Genomic DNA, 25,843 nt, shown 5'->3' with positions numbered 1-25,843 from the left:
ACAGGCGGGACGGGGTCAGACGTTGGACCTGCCATTTCCCGCCCGTATCCTCAGCCTTCCAGACAACCTGCCAGCGCAGGGTTGCCACTTCGTTTCCGGGCCACCCACAGGCGGCGCCGGGCTGTTTTACACAGTGGTAGTTATGGACGGCGGCAGACTGCCAGCCGTCACATCCCACCCCTGCTGTTGCGCACGGCCTGCATGAACGCGCGAATCTTGCTCGGGTCCTTGATCCCCTTGCCCTGTTCCACCCCACCGCTGACGTCCACGGCATACGGCCGGACCTGTTCGATGGCCGCCTGGACGTTCTCAGGGGTGAGCCCACCCGCGAGGATAACTGGCTTGCTCAAACCCTCGGGAATCAGCGACCAGTCAAACGCCTCGCCCGTACCACCGGGTACGCCTTCGACGTAGGTGTCCAGCAGAATCCCGCGAGCGCCGGCATACGCGGCGCAGGCTGCGGCGATATCATCCCCGGCCTTGACCCGCAACGCCTTGATGTACGGGCGCTGATAGCTTTCGCATTCCACTGGCGATTCGTCGCCGTGGAACTGCAACATATCCAGCGGCACCGCATCCAGGGTTTCGTTGAGCTCACAGCGGCTGGCGTTGACGAACAGCCCCACGGTGGTCACGAAGGGCGGCAACGCAGCGATGATCGCCCGCGCCTGCAGCACATTCACCGCCCGTGGGCTCTTGGCATAAAACACCAGGCCAATGGCATCCGCCCCCGCTTCGACTGCCGCCAGCGCGTCTTCTATGCGGGTAATCCCGCAAATCTTGCTGCGAACGGCTGACATGTCGTAGGAACCTCAGGGTTGGACCGAGAAAGTCCCGGATGGTAACAAAAGCTTTTCCGGGCGTCAGCCGCCAAGTTCGCTGAAACCGGTGAGGAAGTGCGGCCCGATAAAGCGTTCCGGCAGTTCGAACTCGTCGCGGTACTCCACATCCACCAGATACAGGCCGAACGGATGCGCCGTGACCCCGCCCGTGCGGCGAATGCGGCTTTCCAGCACTTCCTTGGCCCACTCCACCGGGCGCTCACCGGTGCCGATGGTCATCAGCACCCCAGCGATATTGCGCACCATATGATGCAGGAAGGCCCCGGCACGGATATCCAGCACGATCATCTTGCCGTGCCGCGTCACCCGCAGGTGGTGGACTTCCTTGATCGGCGACTTGGCCTGGCACTGGCCGGCACGGAAGGCGCTGAAGTCATGCACCCCGACCAGATGCTGCGCGGCTTCGGCCATGCGCTCGGCATCCAGCGGGCGGTGGTTCCAGGTAATCTCTTCATTGAGGTGCGCCGGGCGGATCTGATCGTTGTAGATCACGTAGCGGTAACGCCGGGCGATGGCCTTGAAACGCGCGTGGAAATGCGCCGGCATGACCTTGGCCCAGCTGACGCTGACGTCATGGGGCAAATTGATATTAGCCCCCATCACCCACGCCTTCATCGAACGCTCGGCCTGGGTGTCGAAGTGCACCACTTGGCCACACGCGTGTACACCAGCGTCGGTACGCCCGGCACACATCAGCGACACCGGCGAGTTGGCGACTTTGGACAGGGCATTTTCCAGGGTTTCCTGCACCGTCAGCACCCCGGAGGCCTGACGCTGCCAGCCGCGATAGCGCGAGCCTTTGTATTCCACGCCCAGGGCGATGCGGTAAAAGCCTGCGGCCGCCATTTCGGCAGCCGCGTTATCTATATTTGCCAAGAACTGTGAGCCTGATGAGTTGCGCAAAGGCGGGCATTATAGGGCGTCAGGGTGCATGAGTGGACTTTAAATGTGGGAGCGGGCTTGCTCGCGAATGCGCCGTATCATCCAGCACATCAGCAGTTGAACCACCGCATTCGCGAGCAAGCCCCACATTTTTCTGCGTCGGCCGTTAGATTCGGCCGAGCATTTCCTTGGCTTCGCTACGCTGACCTTCGTCGCCTTCGGTCAGCACTTCAGACAGGATGTCTTTCGCGCCTTCGGCATCGCCCATGTCGATGTACGCCTGGGCCAGGTCAAGCTTGGTGGCCACTTCATTGGTGCCGGAGAGGAAATCGAACTCTGGCTCATCCTCAGCGCCCAGCGCGGCATCTTCAGCCGTGAAGGAAGGCCCGATCGGCGGATGTTCCAGGCTCTGGGACAAACGATCCAGCTCAGCATTGACGTCGTCCAGCTCCGAAGCGAAGGCATCGGACTTGGCCGCAGGCGCGCTCGGCTCATCCGCCAGCGACAGGTCAAAGTCTTCCGGGAGGTCGAATTCGTCCAGCGCAGCCGGCGTCAGGGTCGGCGGCTCTACCGGCGGTACATCCTTGATCTGCCCTTCCAGGCCCGACAGGAAGTCGTCATCGGATTGCGACGCGGGCGGGTCCAACTGCAGGTCCAGGTCAAAGTCCGACAGGTCCGGCGCATCGGCCTTGGGCTCGGTCTGTTGTTTGAGCAGCGATTCAAAGGTTTGCTGGTCTTGCGCGATCTCGGCCGGCGAGGCAGCTTCCAGGTCATCCAGGCTCAGGTCGAAATCGGTGTCGAAGGTATCTGCCTGCGGGGCTGGGGTCGGCTTGTCGTCGAGCAGGTCCTTGACGTACTGCGCATCCAGGGCTGCGGCGGCCACTGCGGCACTGACACCCGCGGCCAACACGGCCATGGCCGGGAAACGCGCCTTGAGCTGCTCGACCTGGGCATGGTTCTCACCGTTGGCCACCAACTGGCGCTCTTGGGTAACGAACCCGTCCTTGTTGTTCTGCAGGCCATAGACTTCCATCAGCTTCAAACGCAGGTCGCTGCGCTTGGGCTCGCGCTTGATGGCTTGTTCAAGCACATCCGCCGCCTGGTTCAGATGGCCACGGTCGATATGGGATTGGGCCTGGGCCAGGGCGTCACTGGCGTTTTCCTGAGCCACGGCAACCGCCAACGGCGCCAGCACAGAGGCGACCGTCGGTGCCACAACCGTCTCAACCACCGATGCAGGCGCGGGTGCTGGCGGCGTTGCGGTGTCGAGCTTGACGCTCGGCGGCGGTACTTCAAGACCCTCGAAGCTGTCAGGCGGCAGGTCTTGATCGATATTGGAAACGAACTCAGGCTCTTCGGCCAACGCCCGCGCCATGCGCAGATGCTTCTCTTCTTCGCGACGAGCATTGCGATGGCGTGCCCACAGCAGCAGAAGCAGCAACACCACCAACAGGGCCGCACCGCCAAGGATGCCGAGCACAATCGGGTTGGTCAGCAGGTCGTTGAACTTGCCTTCGGTGCTGGCCGGCGCAGCAGCCGGCTTGGCCGGTTCAGGCACTGGCGCTGGTGTTGCAACGGGGGCCGCCGGCTCAGCTGCAGGTTCACCCGGCAACTGCGCGGGCATCGCGGCGGTCTGTGGTTCACCCGTTTGCGCCTGCAAACGAGCCAACTGGTCATTCTTGAGCTGGATCAGCTTTTGCAGCTTGTCCAACTGGCTTTGCAAGTCGGCGGCACGGCTTTTCAGTTCTTCGTTGTCGCGCCGCGTGGTGTCGAGCTCTTCCTGGGTCATTGCCAGCTTGTCGCTCAGGGCGCGGCTGTCACCGACGGTGCCCTTTCCACCTTTCTTGGCGGCTTCGGCCGACACCAGGCTCAAATTGTCCTTGGCCTGGGTGCTCGACGGCGCATTGCCGGCCTGGGTGCGCTTGGTCGCGTCCAACTGTGGCTTGCCGGCCACTTGGCTCTGCGGGCCACGACGGCCCTGGCGCCAGGCGGCGTTCTGCGCGCTCACTTCGGCGATCGCTTGCGGCTGCGCCAGGGCGGTGCTTTGCGTAGCGTCCGGCAGGCGCAGGACCTGGCCGGTTTTCAGGCGGTTGATATTGCCGTCGACAAAGGCATCCGGGTTAAGCGCCTGGATGGCCAGCATCGTTTGCTGGACCGAGGCGCCATTGCGATTCTTTGCGGCAATTTCCCACAAGGTGTCGCGGGACGTGGTGGTGTGCTGGGCAGGCGTGCTGGCGGCAGGTGCGGTACTGGCTGGCGCGGTACTGGCCGGCGCGCTCGCCGTCGGGGCCGGCTGGTCGAACTTGGCCGGGTCGAGCAGCACGCTGTAATCACGCATCAAACGGCCATTGGGCCATTGCACCTGCATGAGGAAGCGCACATAGGAATCGGGCAGCGGCTTGCTGGAGGTCACGCGCACCACGCTGCGACCTTCGGGGTTGATCACCGGGGTGAACGTCAGGTCATCGAGGAACGCCTGGCGATCGACACCCGCGTCCACGAAGGCCTGGGCAGACGCCAGGCTGGGGGTGATCTCGGACGCGGTGAGGCCGCCCACATCGCGCAATTCGATTTCCACGGACAGCGGCTGGTTCAACTTCGACTTGAGGGTCATCTCCCCAAGTTGCAGCGCCTGCGCCATACCGGAGGACAGCGCCGAGGCGGCCGCTATTGCTAACACCAGTTTGCGAACTTGAACCATAGCCTCATCCTTTGTTTGAACGCTTCCCGCCCTGCGAGAAGGTTGGTAACCGCTGCCATTAGGCATGGCGAGCCGATAGGTCACCGACGCGCTTGTGTTTCACTTGGGACCAAGCATAGCGCCTGGTTAGAATCAATCTACAAATTGCCGCCAAGTATCTTTTACACAAGGCCTTTTATCAACAACTGCGCCAGCTCCACGGCGTTCAGGGCCGAGCCTTTGCGTACGTTATCTGACGTCAGCCAAAGATTTAGTTCCGCCGGGTCGTCGATACCGGCGCGAACTCGCCCTACGTACACCACGTCCTGGCCAACGGCATCGCCTACAGCCGTGGGGTAATCGCCCTCCTCGACCAGCTCGATACCCGGCGCAGCCTCGAGGGCGCGGTTCACCGCGGCCAGGTCGACCGGCGCGGCCAGTTGCAGCGACACAGTCAGGCTATCGCCGAAAAACACCGGGGCTTGAACGCAGGTGGCGGAAATCTTTAGTAAAGGTGTTTCCAGCACGGCGCGCAGTTCGTGGACGAGACGTTTCTCCAGGGCGGTATGACCTTGGGCATCCGGCGTGCCGACTTGCGCCAGCAGGTTGAACGCCACTTGCCGATCGAAGAACGCCGGCTCCAGGGGGCGTACGTTCAGCAGCTCGGCGGTCTGGCGCGCCAACTCGCTGACGGCCTCGCGGCCCTGGGCAGAGATGGCCAGGTTGGCGGTGACGCTGACGCGCTGGATGTCCACCACACCGCGCAAGGGCGCCAGCACCACCGCGAGGTACGTGGCACAGGGGCTCGGGCTGCCGAGTTGAAAAGGCTTTTTCAACGCGTTCAGCACATGGGCGTTGGCCTGCGGTACCACTTGCGGCGCCTGCTCGGCGGGCAATGCGCCGGACAAGTCGATCACCGCGCAGCCAGCGGCGGTGGCACGCGGGGCGAAACTCAGGGTCACCGCTGGGCCTGCGGCGAAGAACGCCAACTGCACCTTGCTGAAGTCAAACGTGTCGACTTCTTTGACCCGCACGTTCTTGCCCCGAAACGGCACCGAAGCCCCCGCCGAGTTGCTGCCCGCCAGCAGGTGCAAGGTGCCCACCGGGAACTCCAGCTCTTCGAGAATCTGCACCAGGGTTTCGCCAACGGTACCGGTGGCGCCGATCACGGCGATTTCAAAGGTCTGGGTCATGGGATTGCCTCGGGCATTACGGGGGAGCGGCACTTTACCGGGTGGTAGAGGGTGAGGCAATTACAGCCCCCCTGATCGTTCCCACGCTCTGCGTGGAAACGCCTCCTGTGACGCTCCGCGTCACGCCTCTAAAGCAGACGCAGAGCGTCCAGAGCTGCATTCCCACGCAGAGCGTGGGAATGATCACAAAGGCAACAAAAAACCCGCGCCTGTCACCAGAACGCGGGTTTCTGTTATTGCTTCAAGCGATCAACGCTCCAGCAAAATCCGCAACATGCGACGCAACGGCTCAGCCGCGCCCCACAGCAGTTGGTCGCCGACGGTGAACGCGCCGAGGAACTGACTGCCCATGTTCAGCTTGCGCAGGCGGCCCACCGGTACATTCAGGGTGCCGGTGACCTTGGTCGGGCTCAGCTCCTGCATGCTGATATCGCGGTTGTTCGGCACCAGCTTGACCCATGGGTTGTGCTGGCTGATCAACCCTTCGATATCGGCGATTGGCACGTCTTTGTTCAGCTTGATGGTCAGTGCCTGGCTGTGGCAACGCATGGCGCCAATGCGCACGCAGATACCATCCACCGGGATCGGGTTCTTGAAGCGACCCAGGATCTTGTTGGTTTCGGCCTGGGCCTTCCACTCTTCGCGGCTCTGGCCGTTAGGCAGTTCCTTGTCGATCCACGGGATCAAGCTACCGGCCAATGGCACGCCAAAATTCTCGGTCGGGTAAGCGTCGCTGCGCATGGCCTCGGCCACACGGCGGTCGATATCGAGGATCGCACTGGCCGGGTCAGCCAGTTGATCGGCGACAGCGGCGTGGGTCGCGCCCATCTGCTTGATCAGTTCACGCATGTTCTGCGCGCCGGCGCCGGAGGCCGCCTGATAGGTCATGGCGCTCATCCACTCCACCAGGCCCGCTTCGAACAGGCCACCCAGGCCCATCAGCATCAGGCTCACGGTGCAGTTGCCGCCCACGTAGTTCTTGGTGCCGGCGTCCAGTTGCTGATCGATGACCTTGCGGTTGACCGGATCGAGGATGATCACCGCGTCATCCTGCATGCGCAGGCTCGAAGCGGCGTCGATCCAGTAACCCTGCCAGCCGGCTTCGCGCAGCTTGGGGAAGACTTCGCTGGTGTAGTCGCCACCCTGGCAGGTCAGGATCACGTCGAGGCTCTTCAACTCTTCAATGCTGTAGGCATCCTTGAGCGGGGCAATATCCTTGCCCACGGACGGCCCTTGGCCACCTACGTTCGAAGTGGTGAAAAACACCGGCTCAATAAGATCGAAATCCTGCTCTTCCAGCATCCGCTGCATGAGCACGGAACCGACCATACCGCGCCAACCGATCAGACCTACACGTTTCATCGCAACTACACCTTGTTAAAAAGTGGGCCGCCTTGCAGCAACAACTGCAAGCGGGCCCGAGAGATTACAGATTCCGCAGCGCGGCGACTACTGCGTCGCCCATTTCTTGCGTCCCGACCTTGGTGCAACCCTGGGACCAGATATCGCCCGTGCGCAAGCCCTGATCCAGCACCAGGCTGACGGCCTTCTCGATGGCGTCCGCCGCATCGCCCAGGTTGAAGCTGTAACGCAGCATCATCGACACCGACAAAATCGTCGCCAACGGGTTGGCAATGCCCTGCCCCGCGATGTCTGGCGCCGAACCGTGGCACGGCTCGTACATGCCTTTGTTGTTGGTGTCCAGGGATGCCGACGGCAGCATGCCGATAGAACCGGTGAGCATCGACGCCTGGTCGGACAGAATGTCGCCGAACAGGTTGTCGGTGACGATCACGTCGAACTGCTTGGGTGCACGCACCAGCTGCATGGCGGCGTTGTCGACGTACATGTGGCTCAGTTCGACGTCCGGGTAATCCTTGGCGACTTCTTCGACGATTTCACGCCACAGCTGGCTGGAAGCCAACACGTTGGCTTTATCCACCGAGCAGACTTTTTTGCCGCGCACGCGCGCCATGTCGAAACCGACACGGGCGATACGGCGGATTTCGCTCTCGCTGTACGGCAGCGTGTCGTAGGCCTGGCGTTCGCCATTGTCCAACTCGCGCACGCCCCGTGGCGAGCCGAAGTAGATACCGCCGGTCAGCTCGCGCACGATGAGGATATCCAGGCCCGCCACCACTTCCGGCTTGAGGCTCGACGCGTCGGCCAGTTGCGGGTAGAGGATGGCCGGGCGCAGGTTGCCGAACAGGCCCAGTTGCGCACGGATTTTCAGCAGGCCGCGCTCAGGGCGGATGTCACGTTCGATCTTGTCCCATTTCGGCCCGCCCACGGCGCCGAGCAGCACGGCATCGGCAGCCCGGGCGCGGTCGAGGGTCTCGTCGGCCAGGGGCACGCCGTGCTTGTCGATGGCGGCGCCGCCGATCACATCGTGGCTCAGCTCGAAGCCCAGGCTGTACTTGCTGTTGGCAAGCTCAAGGACCTTGACCGCTTCGGCCATGATTTCCGGACCAATACCGTCGCCAGGGAGAATCAGAATCTGCTTGCTCATGCTTTCCTCATTTCATCGGGCGACCCGCCCACAGGCAGGTCGGGAACCATCAATCAGCGTTCGGCGAAGACCACCAGCACATCGGTGCTGAAGGTGCCGTCGGCTTGAATTTCGTAATAGTCGCGTACTTCCTGGCCCATCGCCTTTTGCAGCTCCAGGATTGCTGCCCGCAGTACCTCGGGCGTGCGCATGCGCTCGACCCACGAGGTGTATTCCAGGCGCAAGCGTTGGCGGCTGCTGTTGCGTACGTGCAGGCCGGCCTCACTCAACTGGCGCATCCACTCGGCGCCGGAGTAATCACGCACGTGGCTGGTGTCGCGCAGCACTTCGACGGTTTGCAGGTAAGTGTCCAACAGTGGGCTGCCCGGTGACAAGACATCCACAAATGCCGCCACGCCGCCCGGCTTGAGCACCCGGCGCACTTCACGCAGGGCCAGGCCGAGGTCGCTCCAGTGATGGGCCGAGTAACGGCTGAACACGAAGTCGAACTCGCCATCGGCGAAGGGCAGACGCTCGGCGGCGCCGTGCACGGTGCGGATGTTGGCCAGGTTGCGGTCTTTGGCGGCGGCGGCCACCACGTCGAGCATAGGCTGGGACAGGTCGTAGGCCACCACCTCTTTAACCAGAGGCGCCACGTGGAAGCTGACATGACCGGCACCGCAGCCCAGGTCCAGCAGTCGCGCAGCGCCCTGCCCGGCCAGTTCGGCTTGCAGCACAGCGAATTCGGTGCCCTGGGCGTGTACGGCGCTGCTCAGGTAGGCCGAGGCTTGCTCGCCGAATTGTTTTTGCACGACTTGGGTGTGGGCGGGGGTGGTCATGGAGGCTTTCCTTGGGTTTGTGGTGGTTGCACTGGCGCTATCGCAGGCAAGCCAGCTCCCACAGTTGGAATGCACTCCAATGTGGGAGTCGGGCTTGCCCGCGATGAGGCCCGCACGGTTTACCGCAAATCAGGCATCGCGAAACAACCAGGGCTGGCTCGCCCGGTGCTTGGCTTCAAACGCAGCAATCGCATCGCCGTCCTGCAAGGTCAGGCCGATGTCGTCCAGGCCGTTGATCAGACAGTGCTTGCGGAAGGCATCCACTTCAAAGTGATACACCTTGCCGTCCGGGCGGGTCACGGTTTGCGCGGCCAGGTCCACCGTCAACTGGTAGCCGACATTGGCTTCCACTTGCTGGAACAACTCGTCCACTTCAGCGTCGCTCAAGATGATCGGCAACAGGCCGTTCTTGAAGCTGTTGTTGAAGAAGATATCGGCGTAGCTCGGCGCGATGATGCTGCGAAAGCCGTACTCTTCCAGGGCCCACGGGGCGTGCTCGCGGCTGGAGCCGCAGCCGAAGTTTTCCCGGGCCAGCAACACGCTGGCGCCCTGGTAGCGCTCGGCGTTAAGCACGAAGTCCTTGTTCAGCGGGCGCTTGGAGTTGTCCTGGTAGGCGTAGCCCACGTCCAGGTAGCGCCACTCGTCGAACAGGTTAGGGCCGAAACCGGTGCGCTTGATCGACTTCAAGAATTGCTTGGGGATGATCTGGTCGGTATCTACGTTGGCACGGTCCAACGGCGCTACAAGGCCCGTGTGTTGGGTAAAAGCTCTCATCGGGTTTTCCTCAGATCAATTCGCGAACGTCGATGAAACGACCGTTGACGGCAGCGGCGGCGGCCATGGCCGGGCTCACCAGGTGAGTACGCCCACCCGCGCCTTGGCGCCCTTCGAAGTTACGGTTGGAGGTCGACGCGCAATGCTCGCCCGACTCCAGGCGGTCCGGGTTCATCGCCAGGCACATCGAGCAGCCCGGCTCACGCCATTCAAAACCGGCTTCAAGGAAGATCTTGTCCAGGCCTTCGGCTTCCGCCTGGGCTTTAACCAGCCCGGAACCTGGTACCACAATGGCTTGCTTGATGGTCGAGGCCACCTTGCGGCCCTTGGCGATCACCGCCGCGGCGCGCAGGTCTTCGATCCGCGAGTTGGTGCAGGAGCCGATAAATACGCGGTCCAACTGGATGTCGGTGATCGCCTGGTTGGCGGTCAACCCCATGTATTTCAAGGCGCGCTCGATGGAGCCGCGCTTGACCAGGTCGGCCTCTTTGGCCGGGTCCGGCACGTTCTGGTCAACGGCCAATACCATTTCCGGCGAAGTGCCCCAGCTGACTTGCGGCTTGATCTGCGCAGCGTCGAGTTCGACCACGGTGTCGAACACCGCATCGGCGTCGGAGACCAGGTCTTTCCAGGCTTCGACGGCAGCAAACCAATCGGCGCCTTGCGGCGCGAACGGGCGACCCTTGACGTATTCGACGGTCTTTTCGTCCGCCGCCACCATGCCCACGCGGGCACCGGCTTCGATGGACATGTTGCAGATGGTCATGCGGCCTTCGATGGACAGGTCGCGGATTGCACTGCCGGCGAACTCGATGGCATGGCCGTTACCACCGGCAGTGCCGATCTTGCCGATCACGGCCAGTACGATGTCCTTGGCGGTCACGCCAAACGGCAATTGGCCTTCGACGCGTACCAACATGTTCTTCATTTTCTTGGCCACCAGACACTGGGTGGCGAACACATGTTCCACCTCGGAAGTGCCGATGCCATGGGCCAGGGCGCCGAACGCACCATGGGTGGAGGTATGGGAGTCACCGCAGACCACGGTCATGCCCGGCAAGGTTGCACCCTGCTCCGGGCCGATGACATGGACGATGCCTTGGCGCACGTCGTTCATCTTGAATTCGGTGATGCCGTACTCGTCGCAATAGTCGTCGAGGGTCTGCACCTGCAACCGCGAGACCTGGTCGGCAATGGCTTCGATGCCGCCCTTGCGCTCAGGCGTGGTGGGCACGTTGTGGTCCGGCGTGGCGATGATGGAGTCGACGCGCCAAGGCTTGCGCCCGGCCAGTCGCAGGCCTTCGAACGCTTGGGGCGAGGTCACTTCATGGATGATGTGACGGTCGATATAGATCAGCGACGATCCATCATCGCGACGTTTCACTTCGTGGGAATCCCAAAGCTTGTCGTAAAGCGTTTTGCCGGCCATCAGTCGGTCCTCATCAGCGGTGCTTCTATACGCCGGGCTTTTCAATAACCCTTTGGCTTGTGAGGCTGATGGTATGGCGCTACATTAAATAACTCAAATTCATATTTTTTATGCTTTGGATTACCAACTGGAATATCACCATGGACCTGGCCAACCTCAACGCCTTTATCGCCATCGCCGAAACCGGCAGTTTCTCCGGCGCCGGCGAACGCCTGCACCTGACCCAGCCTGCCATCAGCAAGCGCATCGCCGGTTTGGAACAACAATTGAAGGTTCGGCTGTTCGACCGCCTGGGCCGTGAAGTCGGCTTGACCGAGGCCGGGCGGGCTTTGCTGCCACGCGCTTATCAAATCCTCAACGTGCTGGACGACACCCGCCGCGCCCTCACCAACCTCACCGGCGAGGTCAGCGGGCGCCTGACCCTGGCCACCAGCCACCATATCGGCCTGCACCGCCTGCCACCGGTCCTGCGCACTTTCACGCGGCAATACCCGAATGTGGCGCTGGATATTCAGTTTCTGGATTCAGAAGTGGCCTACGAAGAAATCCTCCACGGCCGTGCGGAAGTCGCGGTGATCACCCTGGCGCCAGAGCCCCACAACCTGGTGCAAGCTACCCGTGTGTGGGACGACCCGCTGGATTTTGTGGTGGCGCCCGAACACAGCCTGATCAGCAACGGCTCCGTCAGCCTGGCCGATATCGCCGGGCATCCGGCGGTATTTCCCGGCGGCAACACCTTTACCCACCATATTGTCAGCCGCCTGTTCGAGGCCCAGGGCCTCACACCTAATATTGCGATGAGCACTAACTACCTGGAAACCATCAAGATGATGGTCTCCATCGGCCTGGCCTGGAGTGTGTTACCGCGCACCATGCTCGATGATCAGGTGGCAAGTATCGCTTTGCCGGGCATACAGCTCAGTCGCCAGCTAGGCTATATCGTGCACACCGAAAGGACGCTGTCGAACGCTGCGCGGGCTTTCATGAGCCTGTTGGATGCACAGGTCGATCTGCCAGGGTTACCGGCATGACACTGTGTGGGCCAGGGGTTTAGGTCAAACCGCGCGGTTTTCTCAATGAGCCAAGGCCCTTTGATAATGCGCAACCCCGTTGACCCGGTTCCACCCCTGCCCCGCATCTACGCCCTGGACCCTCAAGCGGCGGAACAAAGCTGGGACAGCGCCCCGCAACTGCTGACGGCCCTCAATGCCGCGCGACTGGGTGCCTGGTCCTGGGAAATCGACACGGGAAGAATCAGCTGGTCGCGGGGTACCCAGGCGTTATTCGGCTTTGACCCGCGCCAGCCTCTGCCCAAGGACCTCGACTACCTCGACCTGCTGGCCCCACAAGACAGTGCGCGGGTGGTGCGCGGCTTTCATGCGGTGCTCGCCGGAGAGCCGCTCGACCGCGCCATGCACCACCGCATCCAATGGCCCGATGGCAGCCAGCACTGGCTGGAAATCAGCGGCAGCCTGGTTCCCGACAAAGCCGGACGGCGGCGCATGATCGGGGTGATCCGCGAGATCACCCACCAACGCGACCGTGAACACGCCCTCAGCCATTCGGAAAAGCGCTTTGCCACCCTGTTCCACCTGTGCCCGAACATGGTACTGCTGACGCGTCAGGCTGACGGTTTGATCAGCGAAGCCAACCAGTATTTCGAGATGCTGTTCGGTTGGCCGGTGGCCGATGCCATCGGCCGCACCACCCTGGAACTGGGCTTGTGGCGCCACCCGGAACAGCGTGCGCTGCTGGTCAAGGCCACGCAGCGCAAGGGGGAACCCATCACCATGGAAGTGCAGTTCTGCGCCAGCAACGGCCAGATCCATGACGGCACCCTCAGCGCGCAAAAGGTCGAACTGGACGGCGAGGCGTACCTGATCAGCACGTTCCTGGACACCACCGAACGTAAAAACGCCGAGCAAGCACTCAAGGACAGCCAGGAGCGCCTGGACCTGGCCCTGGATTCCGCGCAACTGGGCACCTGGGATTGGCACATCCCCAGCGGCATGCTCTACGGCTCAGCGCGTGCCGCCCAGTTGCACGGGCTGGAACCCGCGCCGTTCCATGAATCCTTCGATGCGTTTTTTGAGGGCATGTCCGATGAAGACCGCGAGGGCATGCGCCATGCGTACCGCAGTCTGCGCGAAGGCCCGGACGGCAACTATCAGTTGACCTACCGCGTGCAAATGGAAGACGGCAGCCCGCGCTACCTGGAGAGCCGCGCACGCCTGTATCGCGATGAATCAGGCAAGCCCCTGCGCATGGCCGGCACCTTGCTGGACATCACCGACCAGGTCGAGCGCGAGCAACGGCTGACCGCCTCGGAAGAGAAGTTCGCCAGCCTGTTCCAGGCCAGCCCCGACCCGATCTGCGTCACCTGCCTGGAGAGCGGCGCGTTTATCGAGATCAACCCGGCGTTTACCCAGACGTTTGGCTTTACAGCCGCCGAAGTACTGGACAAAAGCGCCGAACAAATCGGCCTGTGGGACGACTCCAGCAAGCGCCTGCAGCGCATCGAGCAGGTGATTCGCGAACAGGCCCTGAGCAATGTGGCTATCGTGGTGCATCACAAGGACGGCCAAAGCCTGACCTGCATGATTTCCAGCCGCTTGATCAAGGTCAGCGACCAGCCGTGCATCGTCACCACGCTGCGCGATATTACCCAGCAGCAACGCTCGGAAGCCGCACTCAAGGCCAGTGAAGAGAAGTTCGCCAAGGCGTTTCACTCCAGCCCCGACGCAATTTCCATCACCGAACGCGACACCGGCCGTTATGTGGAGGTCAACGACGGCTTTTGCCGCCTGACCGGTTACCGCACCGAAGAGGCCATCGGCCTGACCCTGTACCAGATCGGCATCTGGGCCGATGAAAACCAACGCGCCGCACTGTTGGCCGAGTTGCAGATCAAGGGCCGCATCCACCACCTGGAAATGCTCTGGCGCAACAAGCGCGGCGAGGTACTGGCGGTGGAGGTGTCAGTGGAGCCGATCACCTTGAATGAAACCCCCTGTCTGCTGCTGACCGCGCGGGATGTAAGCCTATTGAAGAACGCCCAGGCGCAGATCCGCCACCTGGCCTATCACGACCCGCTGACCAACCTGCCGAACCGTGCGCTGCTGATGGACCGCCTGAGCCAACAGATCGCCCTGCTCAAGCGCCACAACCTGCGCGGCGCCCTGCTGTTTCTGGACCTGGACCACTTCAAGCACATCAACGACTCCCTCGGCCACCCCGTTGGTGACACCGTGCTGAAAATCGTCACCGCGCGCCTGGAGGCCAGCGTGCGTATGGAGGACACCGTGGCGCGCCTGGGCGGCGATGAGTTTGTGGTATTGCTCAGCGGCCTGGAGGGCACCCGCCAGACGGTCAGCAGCCAGGTGCAAGCGCTGGCCGATACCCTGCGCGAATTGCTCTCGGAACCGATGTTTCTCGACGGTCACCGGCTGCAGGTCACGCCCAGCATCGGCGTGGCGCTGATCCCCGACCACGGCACCACCCCTGCCGATCTGCTCAAGCGCGCCGACATCGCCCTGTACCGCGCCAAGGACTCCGGGCGCAACACCACGCAGATGTTCCACAACAGCATGCAAAGAACCGCTAGCGAACGCCTGCGCATGGAGACCGACTTGCGCCTGGCCTTGTCACGCGGCGAATTCAGCGTGCATTACCAGCCCCAGGTGGATGCGCGCGGCAACCGGATAGTCGGCGCCGAGGCCCTGGTGCGCTGGCAGCATCCACAATTGGGCGCGCATTCACCGACGGAATTCATCAAGGTATTGGAAGACAGCGGCCTGATCCTGGAGGTCGGCACCTGGATTCTCGATGAAGCCTGCGGCGCCTTTGCCCAGTTGATTGCCGACGGCTTGGTGGACCCGCTCAATTTCAGCCTGTGCGTGAACATCAGTCCCCGGCAGTTTCGCCAGAACGACTTTGTGGAACGGGTGGAGCACAGCCTCAAGCAACACGGTTTGCCGTTCAGCCTGCTGAAACTGGAAATTACCGAAGGCATCGTGATCCAGAACCTGGACGACACGGTGGTGAAGATGCGCCGCCTGAAAAAACTCGGCGTGAGCTTTGCGATGGATGATTTCGGTACCGGCTATTCATCCCTGACCTACCTCAAGCGCCTGCCGGTGGACGCGCTGAAGATTGATCAGTCGTTCGTGCGCGATGCGACCCACGACCCCAATGATGCGGAAATCATCCGCGCCATTGTGGCCATGGCCCGCAGCCTGAACCTGGAAGTCATCGCCGAGGGGGTGGAAACCCTGGAGCAACTGGCGTTCCTGCAAAAGCTGGGCTGCCATTTATTCCAGGGGTATTTGCACAGCCGACCGTTGCCGATCGAGGGGTTCAGGCGGCTGCTGGATGAGGCATGCCCAGCAGGCGGCTGACTTGGCCCAAGTCCGTCTCGCGGCGCAGGGCCGTGAACAACTCCACTGCCTCCGGGTAGTTGCGCGTGAGCATCGCCAGCCACTGTTTCAAGCGGCCGGGCGCCTGCTTTTCCGTGAGTTGCGCCACCGACTGGCGCCAGAACTCCTGAAGCATCGGCTGCATCTGCGCCCAGGTCATCTCGACCACGTCTTCGCCGGCCTTGGCCGCCACAATCTGCCGCGCCAGGTCGGGCCGCGCCACCAGGCCACGGCCCAGCATGATGTCTTCGGCGCCGCTGATTTCGCGGCAGCGCTTCCAGTCTTCGACGCTCCAGATATCGCCATTGGCAAACACCGGCACCTTGACCACGTCCTGCACCCGCGGGATCCACTCCCAATGAGCCGGCGGCTTGTAGCCATCGGCCTTGGTGCGTGCATGCACCACGATATGCGCAGCGCCGCCCTCGGCCAGGGCCGTGGCGCACACCAGCGCGCCATCCGGGCTGTCGAAGCCCAGGCGCATCTTGGCGGTCACGGGAATATGCGCCGGTACGGCACGACGCACATGCTCGACGATCTGGTTGAGCAGCTCCGGCTCCTTGAGCAGCACCGCGCCACCTCGGGATTTATTCACGGTCTTGGCCGGGCAACCGAAGTTCAGGTCGATGACCTCAGAGCCCAGCTCACAGGCCAGGGCGGCATTTTCCGCCAGGCACACCGGGTCAGAACCGAGCAACTGCACCCGCAACGGCACACCCGCCGCCGTGTGGGCACCGTGCAGCAGTTCAGGCGCGAGCTTGTGGAAATAGGCAGGCGTGAGCAGGCGGTCGTTGACCCGGATAAATTCGGTCACGCACCAGTCGATACCGCCCACGTGGGTCAACACGTCCCGCAGGATGTTGTCGACCAACCCCTCCATGGGCGCCAAAGCAATTTGCATGGAAAACACTCAACAAAAATCGTGGCGTAGTTTACTGGGTTTCCAGTGGCAACCGTTAACCCCCTGTCAGGGCGGGGCCGTAACCGTCAATAAACTCGGCGGGCATGCGCTTGGGCTTGCCGCTGGACAACTCAATGCACACGAAGGTTGTTTGCGCACGCAGTAGAGTCGCGCCGTCGCGGGGGCGTACCAGCTGGAAACGACGGGTCATTTTCAGCCGTTGGTCCCAATCGACGATCCAGGTGGCCAGTTGTAACTCATCGCCCTCATAGCCTGCCGCCAAGTAGTCGATTTCATGGCGCACCACGGCCATGGCGCGGTCCAGGCGGCGGTATTCGGTGAGGTCCAGGCCCAGGCGCTGGGAATGGCGCCAGGCGCAACGCTCCAGCCACGAGACATACACCGCATTATTGGCGTGTCCCAGGCCGTCGATGTCTTCAGCCGCAACCTGCAGATCGATGATGAACGGCGTTGCCAAATCCCAGCCCATGCCTTGCTCCAGTCGATTGATGTCGGCGGGGCAGTGTATCAGGCGCTCTGGCGCTCCTGTAGACGGCAGCCGGCCAATAGGGCGAGTACAGCGTCGATCACCTGCGGGTCGGCGAGCACTTTCTGGTGGCCGCCCTGCTCCAGGCGCAGCAGGCGGCTGTCGAACCAGGCTTCGTGAATGGCTTGAGCCGCCCTGACCGGAACGAAGGTGTCGTCTTCGGCGTGGACGATCAGGCCGGGAATGTTCATTTGGTAGTGGGCCACGTCCAGATGCTTGAGCGGCATGCCCATGCTCAACTCCACTTCTTGGATAAAGGCTGAGCGCGCCCGTGGCGGCAAGCCGACCATGCGGGTGAACCCGCGCAACACATCCAGAAAGCGCGACGGTGCGGCAATGCTGACCAATGCCTGTGTACGCAACCCCAACTGCACCGCCAGCATCGCACTGGCGCCGCCCATGGAGTGGCCGACCACCGCGTACAGCGGCGGCAGCTCGGCCGCCGCCTCAAGCATGGCGCGGGCAAACAGCAGCACATGGGCCTCACGCCCTGGCGAACGGCCGTGGGCGGGACCGTCCAGGGCAATTACCGAATAGCCGTTGTCGACCAACGCTGTGATCAAACTGGCGAACTGAGTGGGCCGGCCTTCCCAGCCATGCATCAGCAGCACCGCCGGGCCATGCCCCCATCGCAACGCCGACAGGCCGAAACGCAGAGTGATGCGCTCCGATTGCGCCAACAACGGCAGCTCCCAGTCACGCGGTGGCAGATCGCGCGGGGTCATGAAGGTGCGACGCATCTTGCTGGCAACCGCATGCGGCGCAAGGCGCCCCACCGTGCCATTGAAACCACGAACCCAGGTCAATGCGCCCATCTTGCGTCCCCTTTTTCAGCGTACCGCCGACTTGGCCGCACGTATCACGCGATCCGATAACTCGCCCGGCCCCAGCGCCCGCGCCAGGGTCAGCCCCCCGACCATCAAGGCCATGTCCGCCAGGGCTTTGTCGATCTCTTCAGGGCTGCCGGCCAGTTGCGCAGCCATCAACTCGACGTGCTCGTTCAAGACCTCGCGAAATGCGTCCGGCAAGCGCCCCATCTCCCCCACTGTCGCGGGCAACGGGCAGGCCTGGGTCGTGGAGTCGCGGTGCTTGCGTGACAGATAAAACGCGGCGACCAAGGTGCGGCGCTCTTCGCCGGTCAGCTGTTCGTCCAAGTCATCGATGGAGGCGCGACGCTGCGCCAACAACTGGTTGAACGCTTCCAGCATCAGTGCGTCTTTGCTTTCAAAATGCGCGTAGAAGCCTCCTACCGTTAGCCCCGCCGCCCCCATCACTTCACCCACACTGGGCTCAGCCGGGCCACGCTGGATCAATGCCGCGCTGGCAGCCTGCAAAATACGTTCGCGGGTTTGCGCTTTTTTATCGCTCATCGAAGCCTCCGTCGTTCATGGGTTGAATATTATTACCATAATAATATTTGGCAAGCGACAAGCACGACCGCCGGTCAGTACAGAAAAATGGGAATAAAGGAGGGAATTGGCCAAACGCCAGACAAACAAAAGGGCCATTCAATAATTGAATGACCCTTAAAAATCCCGCAGAGCGGGTAATCGTGGCGTCCCCTAGGGGACTCGAACCCCTGTTACCGCCGTGAAAGGGCGGTGTCCTAGGCCACTAGACGAAGGGGACACAAACCTTCTATACAACTGATCAGCGCTGAGAACTGATCGATTCAAGGACGGTGTGGCCGGAACCTTGAACCTGTAAAATTGGTGGAGCTAAACGGGATCGAACCGTTGACCTCTTGCATGCCATGCAAGCGCTCTCCCAGCTGAGCTATAGCCCCGGATTTTTCGTCTCGCGACGCAGCAGACCTTTCGAGCTGCTTGTTGAAACTGGCGTCCCCTAGGGGACTCGAACCCCTGTTACCGCCGTGAAAGGGCGGTGTCCTAGGCCACTAGACGAAGGGGACACAAACCTTCTATACAACTGATCAGCGCTGAGAACTGATCGATTCAAGGACGGTGTGGCCGGAACCTTGAACCTGTAAAATTGGTGGAGCTAAACGGGATCGAACCGTTGACCTCTTGCATGCCATGCAAGCGCTCTCCCAGCTGAGCTATAGCCCCTCATCGGTGAGGACGGGGCGAATCTTAATGGCGGTTTGGAAACGTGTCAAATTTATTTTCAACAATTTCCAAAATTTTTTGCCGGGATAACAATCACTTACCGACGAAACCCCGGAAAACCGGGGTTTCGTGCCGCAAGCGGCCTGCTTAAGCGATAGCGCCCAGCAGCTTTTCCCATTCCTTGTTTTCTTTCTTCGACACACCACCAAGCAAATCAAGGGCTTGGCGCAGGCGGAAACGGGTCAGGTCCGGGCCGAGGATTTCCATCGCATCAAGCACCGACACCGAACTGGCCTGCCCGGTGATTGCGGCAAACATCAGCGGCATGGCATCGCGCAGTTTCAGTTCAAGGGATTCCACCACCGCCTGGATGGTCGCCGTGATTGCATCTTTCTCCCACTGACGCAGGCTTTCAAGCTTCCACAGAATCAACTGCATCAGTTGGCGAACCTGGTCACCGGAAAGCTTCTTGGACTCGAACAGCTTGGGATCAGGATTCACGCCACCGGCAAAGAAGAAATTGGCCAAGGGTGCGACCTGGCTGAAGGTCTCTACCCTGCCCTGCACCAGCGGCGCGATCTTCATCATGTACTCGGGGTTCAACGCCCACTGCTGCACGCGGCTGGCGAACTCTTGCACCGGCAGGTCACGCAGCCACTGGCCGTTGAGCCACGAGAGTTTCTCGATATCGAAGATCGGCCCGCCGAGGGAGACGCGGGACAGGTCGAAGTTGTCGACCATTTCCTGCAGCGAGAACTTCTCGCGCTCATCCGGCATCGACCAGCCCATGCGGCCCAGGTAGTTGAGCATCGCCTCGGGCATGAAGCCCATGCGCTCGTAGAACGTCACCGACGTGGGGTTCTTGCGCTTGGACAGCTTGCTCTTGTCCGGGTTACGCAGCAGCGGCATGTAGCACAGTTGCGGTTGCTCCCAGCCGAAGTATTCGTACAGCAGAATGAGTTTCGGTGCCGATGGCAGCCACTCTTCGCCACGCAGCACATGGGTGATGCCCATCAGGTGGTCATCGACCACGTTGGCCAGGAAGTACGTCGGCAAGCCGTCGGTCTTCATCAGCACCTGCATGTCCATGCGGTCCCACGGGATCTCGACGTCACCGCGCAGCATGTCCGGCACCACGCACACGCCTTCGCTTGGCACCTTCATACGGATGACGTGGGGCTCACCAGCCGCCAGGCGCGCAGCCACTTCTTCCTTGGACAACAGCAACGCACGGCCATCGTAGCGCGGGGTCTCGCCACGGGCCTGTTGCTCGGCGCGCATCTGGTCCAGCTCTTCGGCGGTGCAGAAGCACGGGAAGGCATGGCCCATATCGACCAGTTGCTGGGTGTACTGCTTGTAGATGTCGCTGCGCTCGCTCTGGCGATACGGACCGTGAGGGCCGCCCACGTCCGGGCCTTCAGCCCAGGTAATGCCCAACCAGCGCAGGGCATCGAAAATCTGCTGTTCGGACTCACGGGTGGAGCGCAGTTGATCGGTGTCTTCGATCCGCAGGATGAACTCACCGCCATGCTGCTTGGCAAAGCAGTAGTTGAACAGGGCGATGTAAGCAGTACCGACGTGGGGATCCCCAGTAGGCGATGGCGCAATGCGCGTGCGGACGGTGGTCATGGCAGGTCTCGAATGGGCGATATAACTGAAAATTGAAACAAGGGGCGAATGGTAACAGCCTGGGGGATATCTGGAAAACCGAGGCGCGGCCATCGCAGGCAAGCCAGCTCCCACATTTTGACCGCGCTCACAGATCAATGTGGGAGCCGGGCTTGCCCGCGATGAGGCCAGCCCAATCAACGCAAATCAAACAGCCAACAGCCGCTCACGCAACTTGCCAATCTCATCGCGCGTCTGCGCCGCCGCTTCAAACTCCAGATCCCGCGCCAACTGGTACATCTTCTCTTCCAGCTGTCGAATCCGTTTGGTGATCTCACTCGGTGAGCGCAGTTCGTTCTCGTACTTGGCGCTCTCCTCGGCGGCCTTGGCCATGCCCTTGCGCTTCTTGCTGCGCGAGCCGGGCACGGTGGCGCCTTCCATGATGTCGGCCACGTCCTTGAACACGCCCTTGGGGGTGATGCCGTGTTCCAGGTTGAACGCGATCTGCTTGTCGCGACGACGCTGGGTCTCGCCAATCGCACGCTCCATGGAACCGGTGATGCGGTCCGCATACAGGATCGCCCGCCCATTGAGGTTACGCGCCGCTCGGCCGATGGTCTGGATCAGCGAGCGTTCGGAGCGCAGGAAGCCCTCCTTGTCCGCATCCAGGATCGCCACCAGCGACACTTCCGGCATGTCCAGGCCTTCACGCAACAGGTTGATCCCCACCAGCACATCGAAGGTGCCCAGGCGCAGGTCGCGGATGATTTCCACGCGTTCCACGGTGTCGATGTCCGAGTGCAGGTAACGCACGCGCACGCCGTGGTCGGCCAGGTAATCAGTCAAGTCTTCGGACATGCGCTTGGTCAGGGTGGTGACCAGCACCCGCTCTTCCAGGGCCACGCGCTTGTTGATCTCCGAGAGCAGGTCGTCGACCTGGGTCAGCGCCGGGCGAATTTCGATTTCCGGGTCCACCAGCCCTGTGGGTCGCACCAGTTGCTCGATAACGCGGCCCGCGTGCTCGGCTTCATAGTTGCCGGGCGTAGCAGAGACGAAGATGGTCTGCGGGCTGATGGCTTCCCACTCGTCAAAGCGCATGGGCCGGTTGTCCAGCGCCGACGGCAGGCGGAAACCGTACTCCACCAGGGTTTCCTTGCGCGAACGGTCGCCCTTATACATGGCGCCCACCTGCGGCACGCTGACGTGGGATTCGTCGATCACCAGCAAGGCGTCCGGCGGCAGGTAGTCATAGAGCGTCGGTGGCGGCGCCCCGGAGTCACGGCCCGACAGGTAGCGCGAGTAGTTTTCGATGCCATTGCAGTAGCCCAGCTCCAGGATCATCTCCAGGTCGAAGCGGGTGCGTTGCTCCAGGCGCTGGGCTTCCACCAGTTTATTGTTGGAACGCAGGTATTCCAGGCGCTCGGCCAGCTCGACCTTGATGCCCTCGATGGCGCCCATCAGGGTTTCGCGCGGGGTCACGTAGTGGCTTTTGGGGTAGAAGGTGAAGCGTGGCAGCTTGCGGATCACCTCACCGGTCAACGGGTCGAAGGCTGACAGGCTTTCGACCTCATCATCGAACAGTTCGATACGGATGGCTTCCAGGTCGGATTCCGCCGGGTAGATGTCGATAACATCGCCGCGCACCCGGAAGGTGGCGCGGGCGAAGTCCATGTCGTTACGGGTGTACTGCAGGCTCGCCAGGCGACGCAACAGTTCGCGCTGGTCGAGTTTGTCGCCACGGTCGACGTGCAACACCATCTTCAAATAGGTTTCCGGGCTGCCCAAGCCATAGATGCACGACACCGTGGTAACGATGATCGCATCCTTGCGCTCCAGCAGGGCCTTGGTGGCCGAGAGGCGCATCTGCTCGATGTGATCGTTGATCGACGCATCCTTCTCGATAAAGGTATCGGAGGACGGCACATAGGCTTCGGGCTGATAGTAGTCGTAGTAGGAAACGAAATACTCCACCGCGTTGTTCGGGAAGAACGCCTTGAACTCGCCATAGAGCTGCGCCGCCAGGGTCTTGTTCGGCGCCAGCACCAGGGTTGGGCGGTTGGTCTGGGCGATCACGTTGGCGATGCTAAAGGTCTTGCCGGAACCGGTCACCCCAAGCAGCGTCTGGTGCGCCAGGCCGGCTTCGATGCCTTCGACCATCTGACGAATGGCTTCCGGTTGGTCGCCGGCGGGTTCAAAACGGGTAACGAGCTGGAAATCCGACATAACGTACCTCGTGAAGTCACCCCAGACTCGACACCGCCAGGGACGAAATAGCTCAGCAACCCGCGAATAATCATCGCAGGTTGCAGGAAAAAACCATGATAGCTGTAGAAGTGGTGTCGAATGTGACGGGTTTCAAGGCCGTCGTCCTACACGACCTTTCTCGCCAATGTGGCAATAAGACTAACGGTCAGCAAATAAACCGAAAAACATGGCCGAAAAGCCGTTTCCGTTGTCGCTCTCAGCCGTGATGGCCTCTATACTAGCTCCCCGTTTGTGCACCGCTCTAGTGCATTCGGCTGGAGCGCGACACGTCCCTCCTACCCCCCATAGAGCTGCCGCAAAAATGAGCCTGTTCTCCGCTGTCGAAATGGCACCACGCGATCCAATCCTGGGCCTCAACGAAGCATTCAACGCCGATACACGAACCACCAAGGTGAACCTTGGCGTGGGCGTTTACTGCAACGAGGAGGGGAAGATTCCACTCTTGCGTGCCGTTGCCGAAGCGGAAGCCATTCGTGTGGCGCAACATGCCGCCCGTGGCTACTTGCCGATCGACGGCATCGTGGCGTACGACCAGGCCGTGCAAAAGCTGCTGTTTGGCGCTGAGTCGCCGCTGTTGAGCGAAGGCCGTGTGATTACCGCCCAGGCCGTGGGCGGCACGGGCGCGCTGAAAATCGGCGCCGACTTCCTCAAGCAACTGCTGCCCAACGCCGTCGTCGCCATCAGCGACCCGAGCTGGGAAAACCACCAGGCGCTGTTTGAAAAGGCCGGTTTCCCGGTGCAGACCTACCGCTACTACGACGCCGCCACTCACGACGTGAACCGTGCCGGCCTGCTCGAGGACCTCAACGCCCTGCCGCCACAGTCCATCGTGGTGCTGCACGCCTGCTGCCATAACCCCACCGGCGTCGACCTCAGCCCGGCCGACTGGCAAGACGTACTGGACGTGGTCAAGGCCAAGAACCTGGTGCCGTTCCTCGACATGGCCTACCAGGGCTTCGGCGACGGCATCCACGAAGACGCCGCCGCGGTGCGCCTGTTCGCGGAATCGGGCCTGACCTTCTTTGTGTCCAGCTCGTTCTCCAAGTCGTTCTCGCTGTATGGCGAACGCGTAGGCGCGCTGTCGATCGTCAGCGAGTCCAAGGAAGAAAGCGCGCGCATCCTGTCCCAGGTCAAGCGTGTGATCCGCACCAACTACTCCAACCCGCCGACCCACGGCGCAGCCATCGTTGCCGCCGTGTTGAACAACCCTGAGCTGCGCGCCCAGTGGGAAGCCGAGCTGGCCGAGATGCGCCTGCGCATTCGCGGTATGCGCGAGCAGATGGTGGCCGAACTGGCTAAGGCTGCGCCAGGCCATGACTTCAGCTTCGTCGGTCGCCAGCGTGGGATGTTCTCCTATTCCGGCCTGACTGTGGAACAAGTCACCCGCCTGCGCACCGAGTTCGGTATCTACGCACTCGATACCGGGCGTATCTGTGTGGCAGCGCTGAACCAATCGAACATTGGTGCAGTGACCAAGGCGATTGTCCAGGTGCTGTAAACGGGCAAACGTTATACGAAGGGGGAAGCCAATGGCTTCCCCCTTTTTATTGGCGAACACACTAGACTGAACACCGACTGCCCCCTTGCTGTGAGAGCTTTATGAGAAACGACGACCTGGACCTGCGCGCCGACCGCGACGAATTGCACGACTACGCCCCACGCGCACCGCAAGCCAAGCGCCAGAAGAGCCTGGTGCTGCAAGTGGCGTTGGGAGTATTCCTCGGTGGGCTGGCGTTATGGCTGGTACAACTAGGCGCGACGGCAATCATGGCCAAACTGGCCATGGGCACCCTGCAATTTGGCGGCTGATGTAGGACACCTGTGGGAGCTGGCTTGCCTGCGATAGCGGCGGCTCAGTTAAAGATTCATTGACTGACACACCGCTATCGCAGGCAAGCCAGCTCCCACATTTGATCTAGGGTGCTGGCAGAGTGCGTTCTTCCAGCAGTTTTACGAAACTGTTCAAACTCTGCGACACCGTGCCCCGCCGCCAGATCAGCCAGGTATTCAAGATACGGAACGTGTCGGGCAGCGGCCACACACTCACCGCCGCACACCCTGGCATACTCTCCAGCATGCTGCGTGGCATCAGCGCCAGCCCTGCCCCGGCGCTGACACAGGCCAACATGCCGTGGTACGACTCGATCTCGAAGATCCTGCCCGGCACCGCGCCATCCTGTGAGAACCAGCGTTCGAAGTGATGCCGGTACGAGCAGTTGGAGCGAAACGTATAGATGTTCTCGCCATTCACATCCTGGCCACGGGTGATTGGCGCGTGATGCAGTGGCGCAATCACCACCATCTCCTCCTCAAACACCGCCACGCCTTCCAGCGTGGAATGCAGCACCGGCCCATCGACAAAGGCCGCCGTCAGCCGGCCCGACAGCACGCCTTCGATCATGGTGCCCGAGGGGCCGGTGCTCAGGTCCAGCTCGACCTTGGTGTATTGCTGGTTATACGCCGCCAGTAACGCCGGAATACGCACGGCCGCCGTGCTCTCCAGCGAGCCCAGGGCAAACGCGCCCTGGGGCTCCTCCCCCGCCACCGTGGCGCGGGCTTCTTGCACCAAATCAAGAATGCGCCGTGTATAGCCGAGGAAGTTCCACCCGGCCGGCGACAGGCGCAGGCGGCTTTTCTCGCGGATAAACAATTCCACGCCCAGGTCCTGCTCCAGTTGTTTGATGCGCGTGGTGAGGTTCGATGGCACGCGATGAATCAACTGCGCGGCGGCGCTGATGCTGCCTTGCTCGGCAACGGCCTTGAAGATTTCCAGTTGCACCAGATCCAAGTCATTCTCCAATCATGTACATGATCGTTCCCACGCTCTGCGTGGGAACGCTGCCTCGGACGCTCCGCGTCCAATCGTTGGCTCACAGCTCGTTGACGCGGAGCGTCAAAGGATGCATTCCCA

20 protein-coding genes and 4 tRNA genes are annotated in these 25,843 nt (G+C 61.8%); 4 read left to right on the top strand and 20 right to left on the bottom strand.

The features are described from left to right. Nucleotides 1–167 precede the first annotated feature (167 nt). The 9 genes from QK296_RS11430 to leuC all read right to left on the bottom strand — a co-directional run bounded on the left by QK296_RS11430 (nt 168) and on the right by leuC (nt 11,127). A complete protein-coding gene (locus QK296_RS11430; protein ID WP_169856058.1) occupies nt 168–800 on the bottom strand; it encodes a phosphoribosylanthranilate isomerase in 633 nt (210 codons plus the stop codon). Nucleotides 801–863: 63 nt separating this feature from the next. Then, on the bottom strand, nt 864–1,688 hold the full coding sequence (truA, locus tag QK296_RS11425; RefSeq protein WP_003192549.1) for a tRNA pseudouridine(38-40) synthase TruA: 825 nt from the start codon (nt 1,686–1,688) through the stop codon (nt 864–866). Between the two features lie 202 nt (nt 1,689–1,890). After that, a complete protein-coding gene (locus QK296_RS11420; RefSeq protein ID WP_282390926.1) occupies nt 1,891–4,425 on the bottom strand; it encodes a FimV/HubP family polar landmark protein in 2,535 nt (844 codons plus the stop codon). Nucleotides 4,426–4,586: 161 nt separating this feature from the next. Beyond that, on the bottom strand, nt 4,587–5,597 hold the full coding sequence (locus tag QK296_RS11415; protein WP_094773825.1) for an aspartate-semialdehyde dehydrogenase: 1,011 nt from the start codon (nt 5,595–5,597) through the stop codon (nt 4,587–4,589). Nucleotides 5,598–5,846: 249 nt separating this feature from the next. Next, nucleotides 5,847–6,959, bottom strand: a complete 1,113-nt coding sequence (gene asd / locus QK296_RS11410; RefSeq protein WP_003192554.1) for an aspartate-semialdehyde dehydrogenase — start codon at nt 6,957–6,959, stop codon at nt 5,847–5,849. A 64-nt stretch (nt 6,960–7,023) separates the two neighbouring features. After that, the gene (leuB, locus tag QK296_RS11405) at nt 7,024–8,106 is read right to left on the bottom strand and encodes a 3-isopropylmalate dehydrogenase (protein WP_047711406.1); all 1,083 of its coding nucleotides are present in this window, start codon (nt 8,104–8,106) and stop codon (nt 7,024–7,026) included. A 53-nt stretch (nt 8,107–8,159) separates the two neighbouring features. Continuing rightward, nucleotides 8,160–8,924, bottom strand: a complete 765-nt coding sequence (locus QK296_RS11400; RefSeq protein ID WP_120248922.1) for a class I SAM-dependent methyltransferase — start codon at nt 8,922–8,924, stop codon at nt 8,160–8,162. A gap of 129 nt (nt 8,925–9,053) precedes the next feature. After that, entirely contained in the window at nt 9,054–9,698 is a 645-nt protein-coding gene (gene leuD, locus QK296_RS11395; RefSeq protein ID WP_003192559.1) for a 3-isopropylmalate dehydratase small subunit, read from the bottom strand. A gap of 10 nt (nt 9,699–9,708) precedes the next feature. Then, nucleotides 9,709–11,127 (bottom strand): 3-isopropylmalate dehydratase large subunit, encoded by a 1,419-nt coding sequence (leuC, locus tag QK296_RS11390; RefSeq protein ID WP_282390925.1) that lies wholly within the window; start codon nt 11,125–11,127, stop codon nt 9,709–9,711. A gap of 140 nt (nt 11,128–11,267) precedes the next feature. Here leuC and QK296_RS11385 point away from each other — a divergent pair, with 140 nt between their 5' ends. Further along, a complete protein-coding gene (locus QK296_RS11385; RefSeq protein ID WP_003192564.1) occupies nt 11,268–12,158 on the top strand; it encodes a LysR family transcriptional regulator in 891 nt (296 codons plus the stop codon). Between the two features lie 66 nt (nt 12,159–12,224). Further along, on the top strand, nt 12,225–15,524 hold the full coding sequence (locus tag QK296_RS11380) for an EAL domain-containing protein (protein WP_282390924.1): 3,300 nt from the start codon (nt 12,225–12,227) through the stop codon (nt 15,522–15,524). On the opposite strand, the gene QK296_RS11375 is transcribed toward QK296_RS11380, so the two are convergent. From QK296_RS11375 to uvrB, 10 genes are all read right to left on the bottom strand, one after another. Further along, nucleotides 15,484–16,443, bottom strand: a complete 960-nt coding sequence (locus QK296_RS11375) for a tRNA-dihydrouridine synthase (protein WP_057711844.1) — start codon at nt 16,441–16,443, stop codon at nt 15,484–15,486. The genes QK296_RS11380 and QK296_RS11375 overlap by 41 nt on opposite strands. Before the next feature lie 55 nt (nt 16,444–16,498). After that, entirely contained in the window at nt 16,499–16,933 is a 435-nt protein-coding gene (locus tag QK296_RS11370) for a thioesterase family protein (RefSeq protein ID WP_003192568.1), read from the bottom strand. A 38-nt stretch (nt 16,934–16,971) separates the two neighbouring features. After that, on the bottom strand, nt 16,972–17,805 hold the full coding sequence (locus QK296_RS11365) for an alpha/beta fold hydrolase (protein ID WP_003192569.1): 834 nt from the start codon (nt 17,803–17,805) through the stop codon (nt 16,972–16,974). Between the two features lie 15 nt (nt 17,806–17,820). Then, entirely contained in the window at nt 17,821–18,360 is a 540-nt protein-coding gene (locus tag QK296_RS11360; protein ID WP_003192571.1) for a TetR/AcrR family transcriptional regulator, read from the bottom strand. A gap of 183 nt (nt 18,361–18,543) precedes the next feature. Continuing rightward, nucleotides 18,544–18,619: transfer RNA gene (locus tag QK296_RS11355), tRNA-Glu, on the bottom strand. 81 nt (nt 18,620–18,700) lie between these two features. Beyond that, nucleotides 18,701–18,776: transfer RNA gene (locus QK296_RS11350), tRNA-Ala, on the bottom strand. Nucleotides 18,777–18,826: 50 nt separating this feature from the next. After that, a tRNA-Glu gene (locus QK296_RS11345) sits at nt 18,827–18,902 on the bottom strand. A gap of 81 nt (nt 18,903–18,983) precedes the next feature. Then, nucleotides 18,984–19,059 (bottom strand) — tRNA-Ala (locus tag QK296_RS11340). 147 nt (nt 19,060–19,206) lie between these two features. Then, a complete protein-coding gene (gene gltX / locus QK296_RS11335) occupies nt 19,207–20,688 on the bottom strand; it encodes a glutamate--tRNA ligase (protein ID WP_003192573.1) in 1,482 nt (493 codons plus the stop codon). Nucleotides 20,689–20,874: 186 nt separating this feature from the next. Next, a complete protein-coding gene (gene uvrB / locus QK296_RS11330) occupies nt 20,875–22,890 on the bottom strand; it encodes an excinuclease ABC subunit UvrB (RefSeq protein WP_003192575.1) in 2,016 nt (671 codons plus the stop codon). Between the two features lie 343 nt (nt 22,891–23,233). Here uvrB and QK296_RS11325 point away from each other — a divergent pair, with 343 nt between their 5' ends. After that, a complete protein-coding gene (locus tag QK296_RS11325; RefSeq protein WP_003192576.1) occupies nt 23,234–24,430 on the top strand; it encodes an amino acid aminotransferase in 1,197 nt (398 codons plus the stop codon). Between the two features lie 101 nt (nt 24,431–24,531). Then, on the top strand, nt 24,532–24,741 hold the full coding sequence (locus QK296_RS11320; RefSeq protein ID WP_005789784.1) for a hypothetical protein: 210 nt from the start codon (nt 24,532–24,534) through the stop codon (nt 24,739–24,741). Between the two features lie 106 nt (nt 24,742–24,847). Here QK296_RS11320 and QK296_RS11315 read toward each other — a convergent pair whose 3' ends face one another. Next, on the bottom strand, nt 24,848–25,720 hold the full coding sequence (locus QK296_RS11315; RefSeq protein ID WP_057711847.1) for a LysR family transcriptional regulator: 873 nt from the start codon (nt 25,718–25,720) through the stop codon (nt 24,848–24,850). Between the last annotated feature and the right edge of the window lie 123 nt (nt 25,721–25,843).

The organism is Pseudomonas sp. AL10 (assembly GCF_029960685.1).
GTDB lineage: Bacteria > Pseudomonadota > Gammaproteobacteria > Pseudomonadales > Pseudomonadaceae > Aquipseudomonas > Aquipseudomonas lactis.
This window is presented reverse-complemented; position numbering and strand designations above follow the sequence as displayed.

Excerpts from the sequence above, each read along its gene's own strand:
- truA (WP_003192549.1), bottom strand. The coding sequence starts at position 1,688 with ATGGCGGCCGCAGGCTTTTACCGCATCGCCCTGGGCGTGGAATACAAA.
- QK296_RS11420 (WP_282390926.1), bottom strand. The coding sequence starts at position 4,425 with ATGGTTCAAGTTCGCAAACTGGTGTTAGCAATAGCGGCCGCCTCGGCG.
- QK296_RS11370 (WP_003192568.1), bottom strand. The coding sequence starts at position 16,933 with ATGGGCTGGGATTTGGCAACGCCGTTCATCATCGATCTGCAGGTTGCG.
- QK296_RS11365 (WP_003192569.1), bottom strand. The coding sequence starts at position 17,805 with ATGGGCGCATTGACCTGGGTTCGTGGTTTCAATGGCACGGTGGGGCGC.
- leuC (WP_282390925.1), bottom strand. The coding sequence starts at position 11,127 with ATGGCCGGCAAAACGCTTTACGACAAGCTTTGGGATTCCCACGAAGTG.
- QK296_RS11430 (WP_169856058.1), bottom strand. The coding sequence starts at position 800 with ATGTCAGCCGTTCGCAGCAAGATTTGCGGGATTACCCGCATAGAAGAC.
- QK296_RS11360 (WP_003192571.1), bottom strand. The coding sequence starts at position 18,360 with ATGAGCGATAAAAAAGCGCAAACCCGCGAACGTATTTTGCAGGCTGCC.
- QK296_RS11380 (WP_282390924.1), top strand. The coding sequence starts at position 12,225 with ATGCGCAACCCCGTTGACCCGGTTCCACCCCTGCCCCGCATCTACGCC.
- QK296_RS11415 (WP_094773825.1), bottom strand. The coding sequence starts at position 5,597 with ATGACCCAGACCTTTGAAATCGCCGTGATCGGCGCCACCGGTACCGTT.
- QK296_RS11375 (WP_057711844.1), bottom strand. The coding sequence starts at position 16,443 with ATGCAAATTGCTTTGGCGCCCATGGAGGGGTTGGTCGACAACATCCTG.
- uvrB (WP_003192575.1), bottom strand. The coding sequence starts at position 22,890 with ATGTCGGATTTCCAGCTCGTTACCCGTTTTGAACCCGCCGGCGACCAA.
- leuD (WP_003192559.1), bottom strand. The coding sequence starts at position 9,698 with ATGAGAGCTTTTACCCAACACACGGGCCTTGTAGCGCCGTTGGACCGT.
- gltX (WP_003192573.1), bottom strand. The coding sequence starts at position 20,688 with ATGACCACCGTCCGCACGCGCATTGCGCCATCGCCTACTGGGGATCCC.
- leuB (WP_047711406.1), bottom strand. The coding sequence starts at position 8,106 with ATGAGCAAGCAGATTCTGATTCTCCCTGGCGACGGTATTGGTCCGGAA.
- QK296_RS11385 (WP_003192564.1), top strand. The coding sequence starts at position 11,268 with ATGGACCTGGCCAACCTCAACGCCTTTATCGCCATCGCCGAAACCGGC.
- QK296_RS11325 (WP_003192576.1), top strand. The coding sequence starts at position 23,234 with ATGAGCCTGTTCTCCGCTGTCGAAATGGCACCACGCGATCCAATCCTG.
- QK296_RS11400 (WP_120248922.1), bottom strand. The coding sequence starts at position 8,924 with ATGACCACCCCCGCCCACACCCAAGTCGTGCAAAAACAATTCGGCGAG.
- QK296_RS11320 (WP_005789784.1), top strand. The coding sequence starts at position 24,532 with ATGAGAAACGACGACCTGGACCTGCGCGCCGACCGCGACGAATTGCAC.
- asd (WP_003192554.1), bottom strand. The coding sequence starts at position 6,959 with ATGAAACGTGTAGGTCTGATCGGTTGGCGCGGTATGGTCGGTTCCGTG.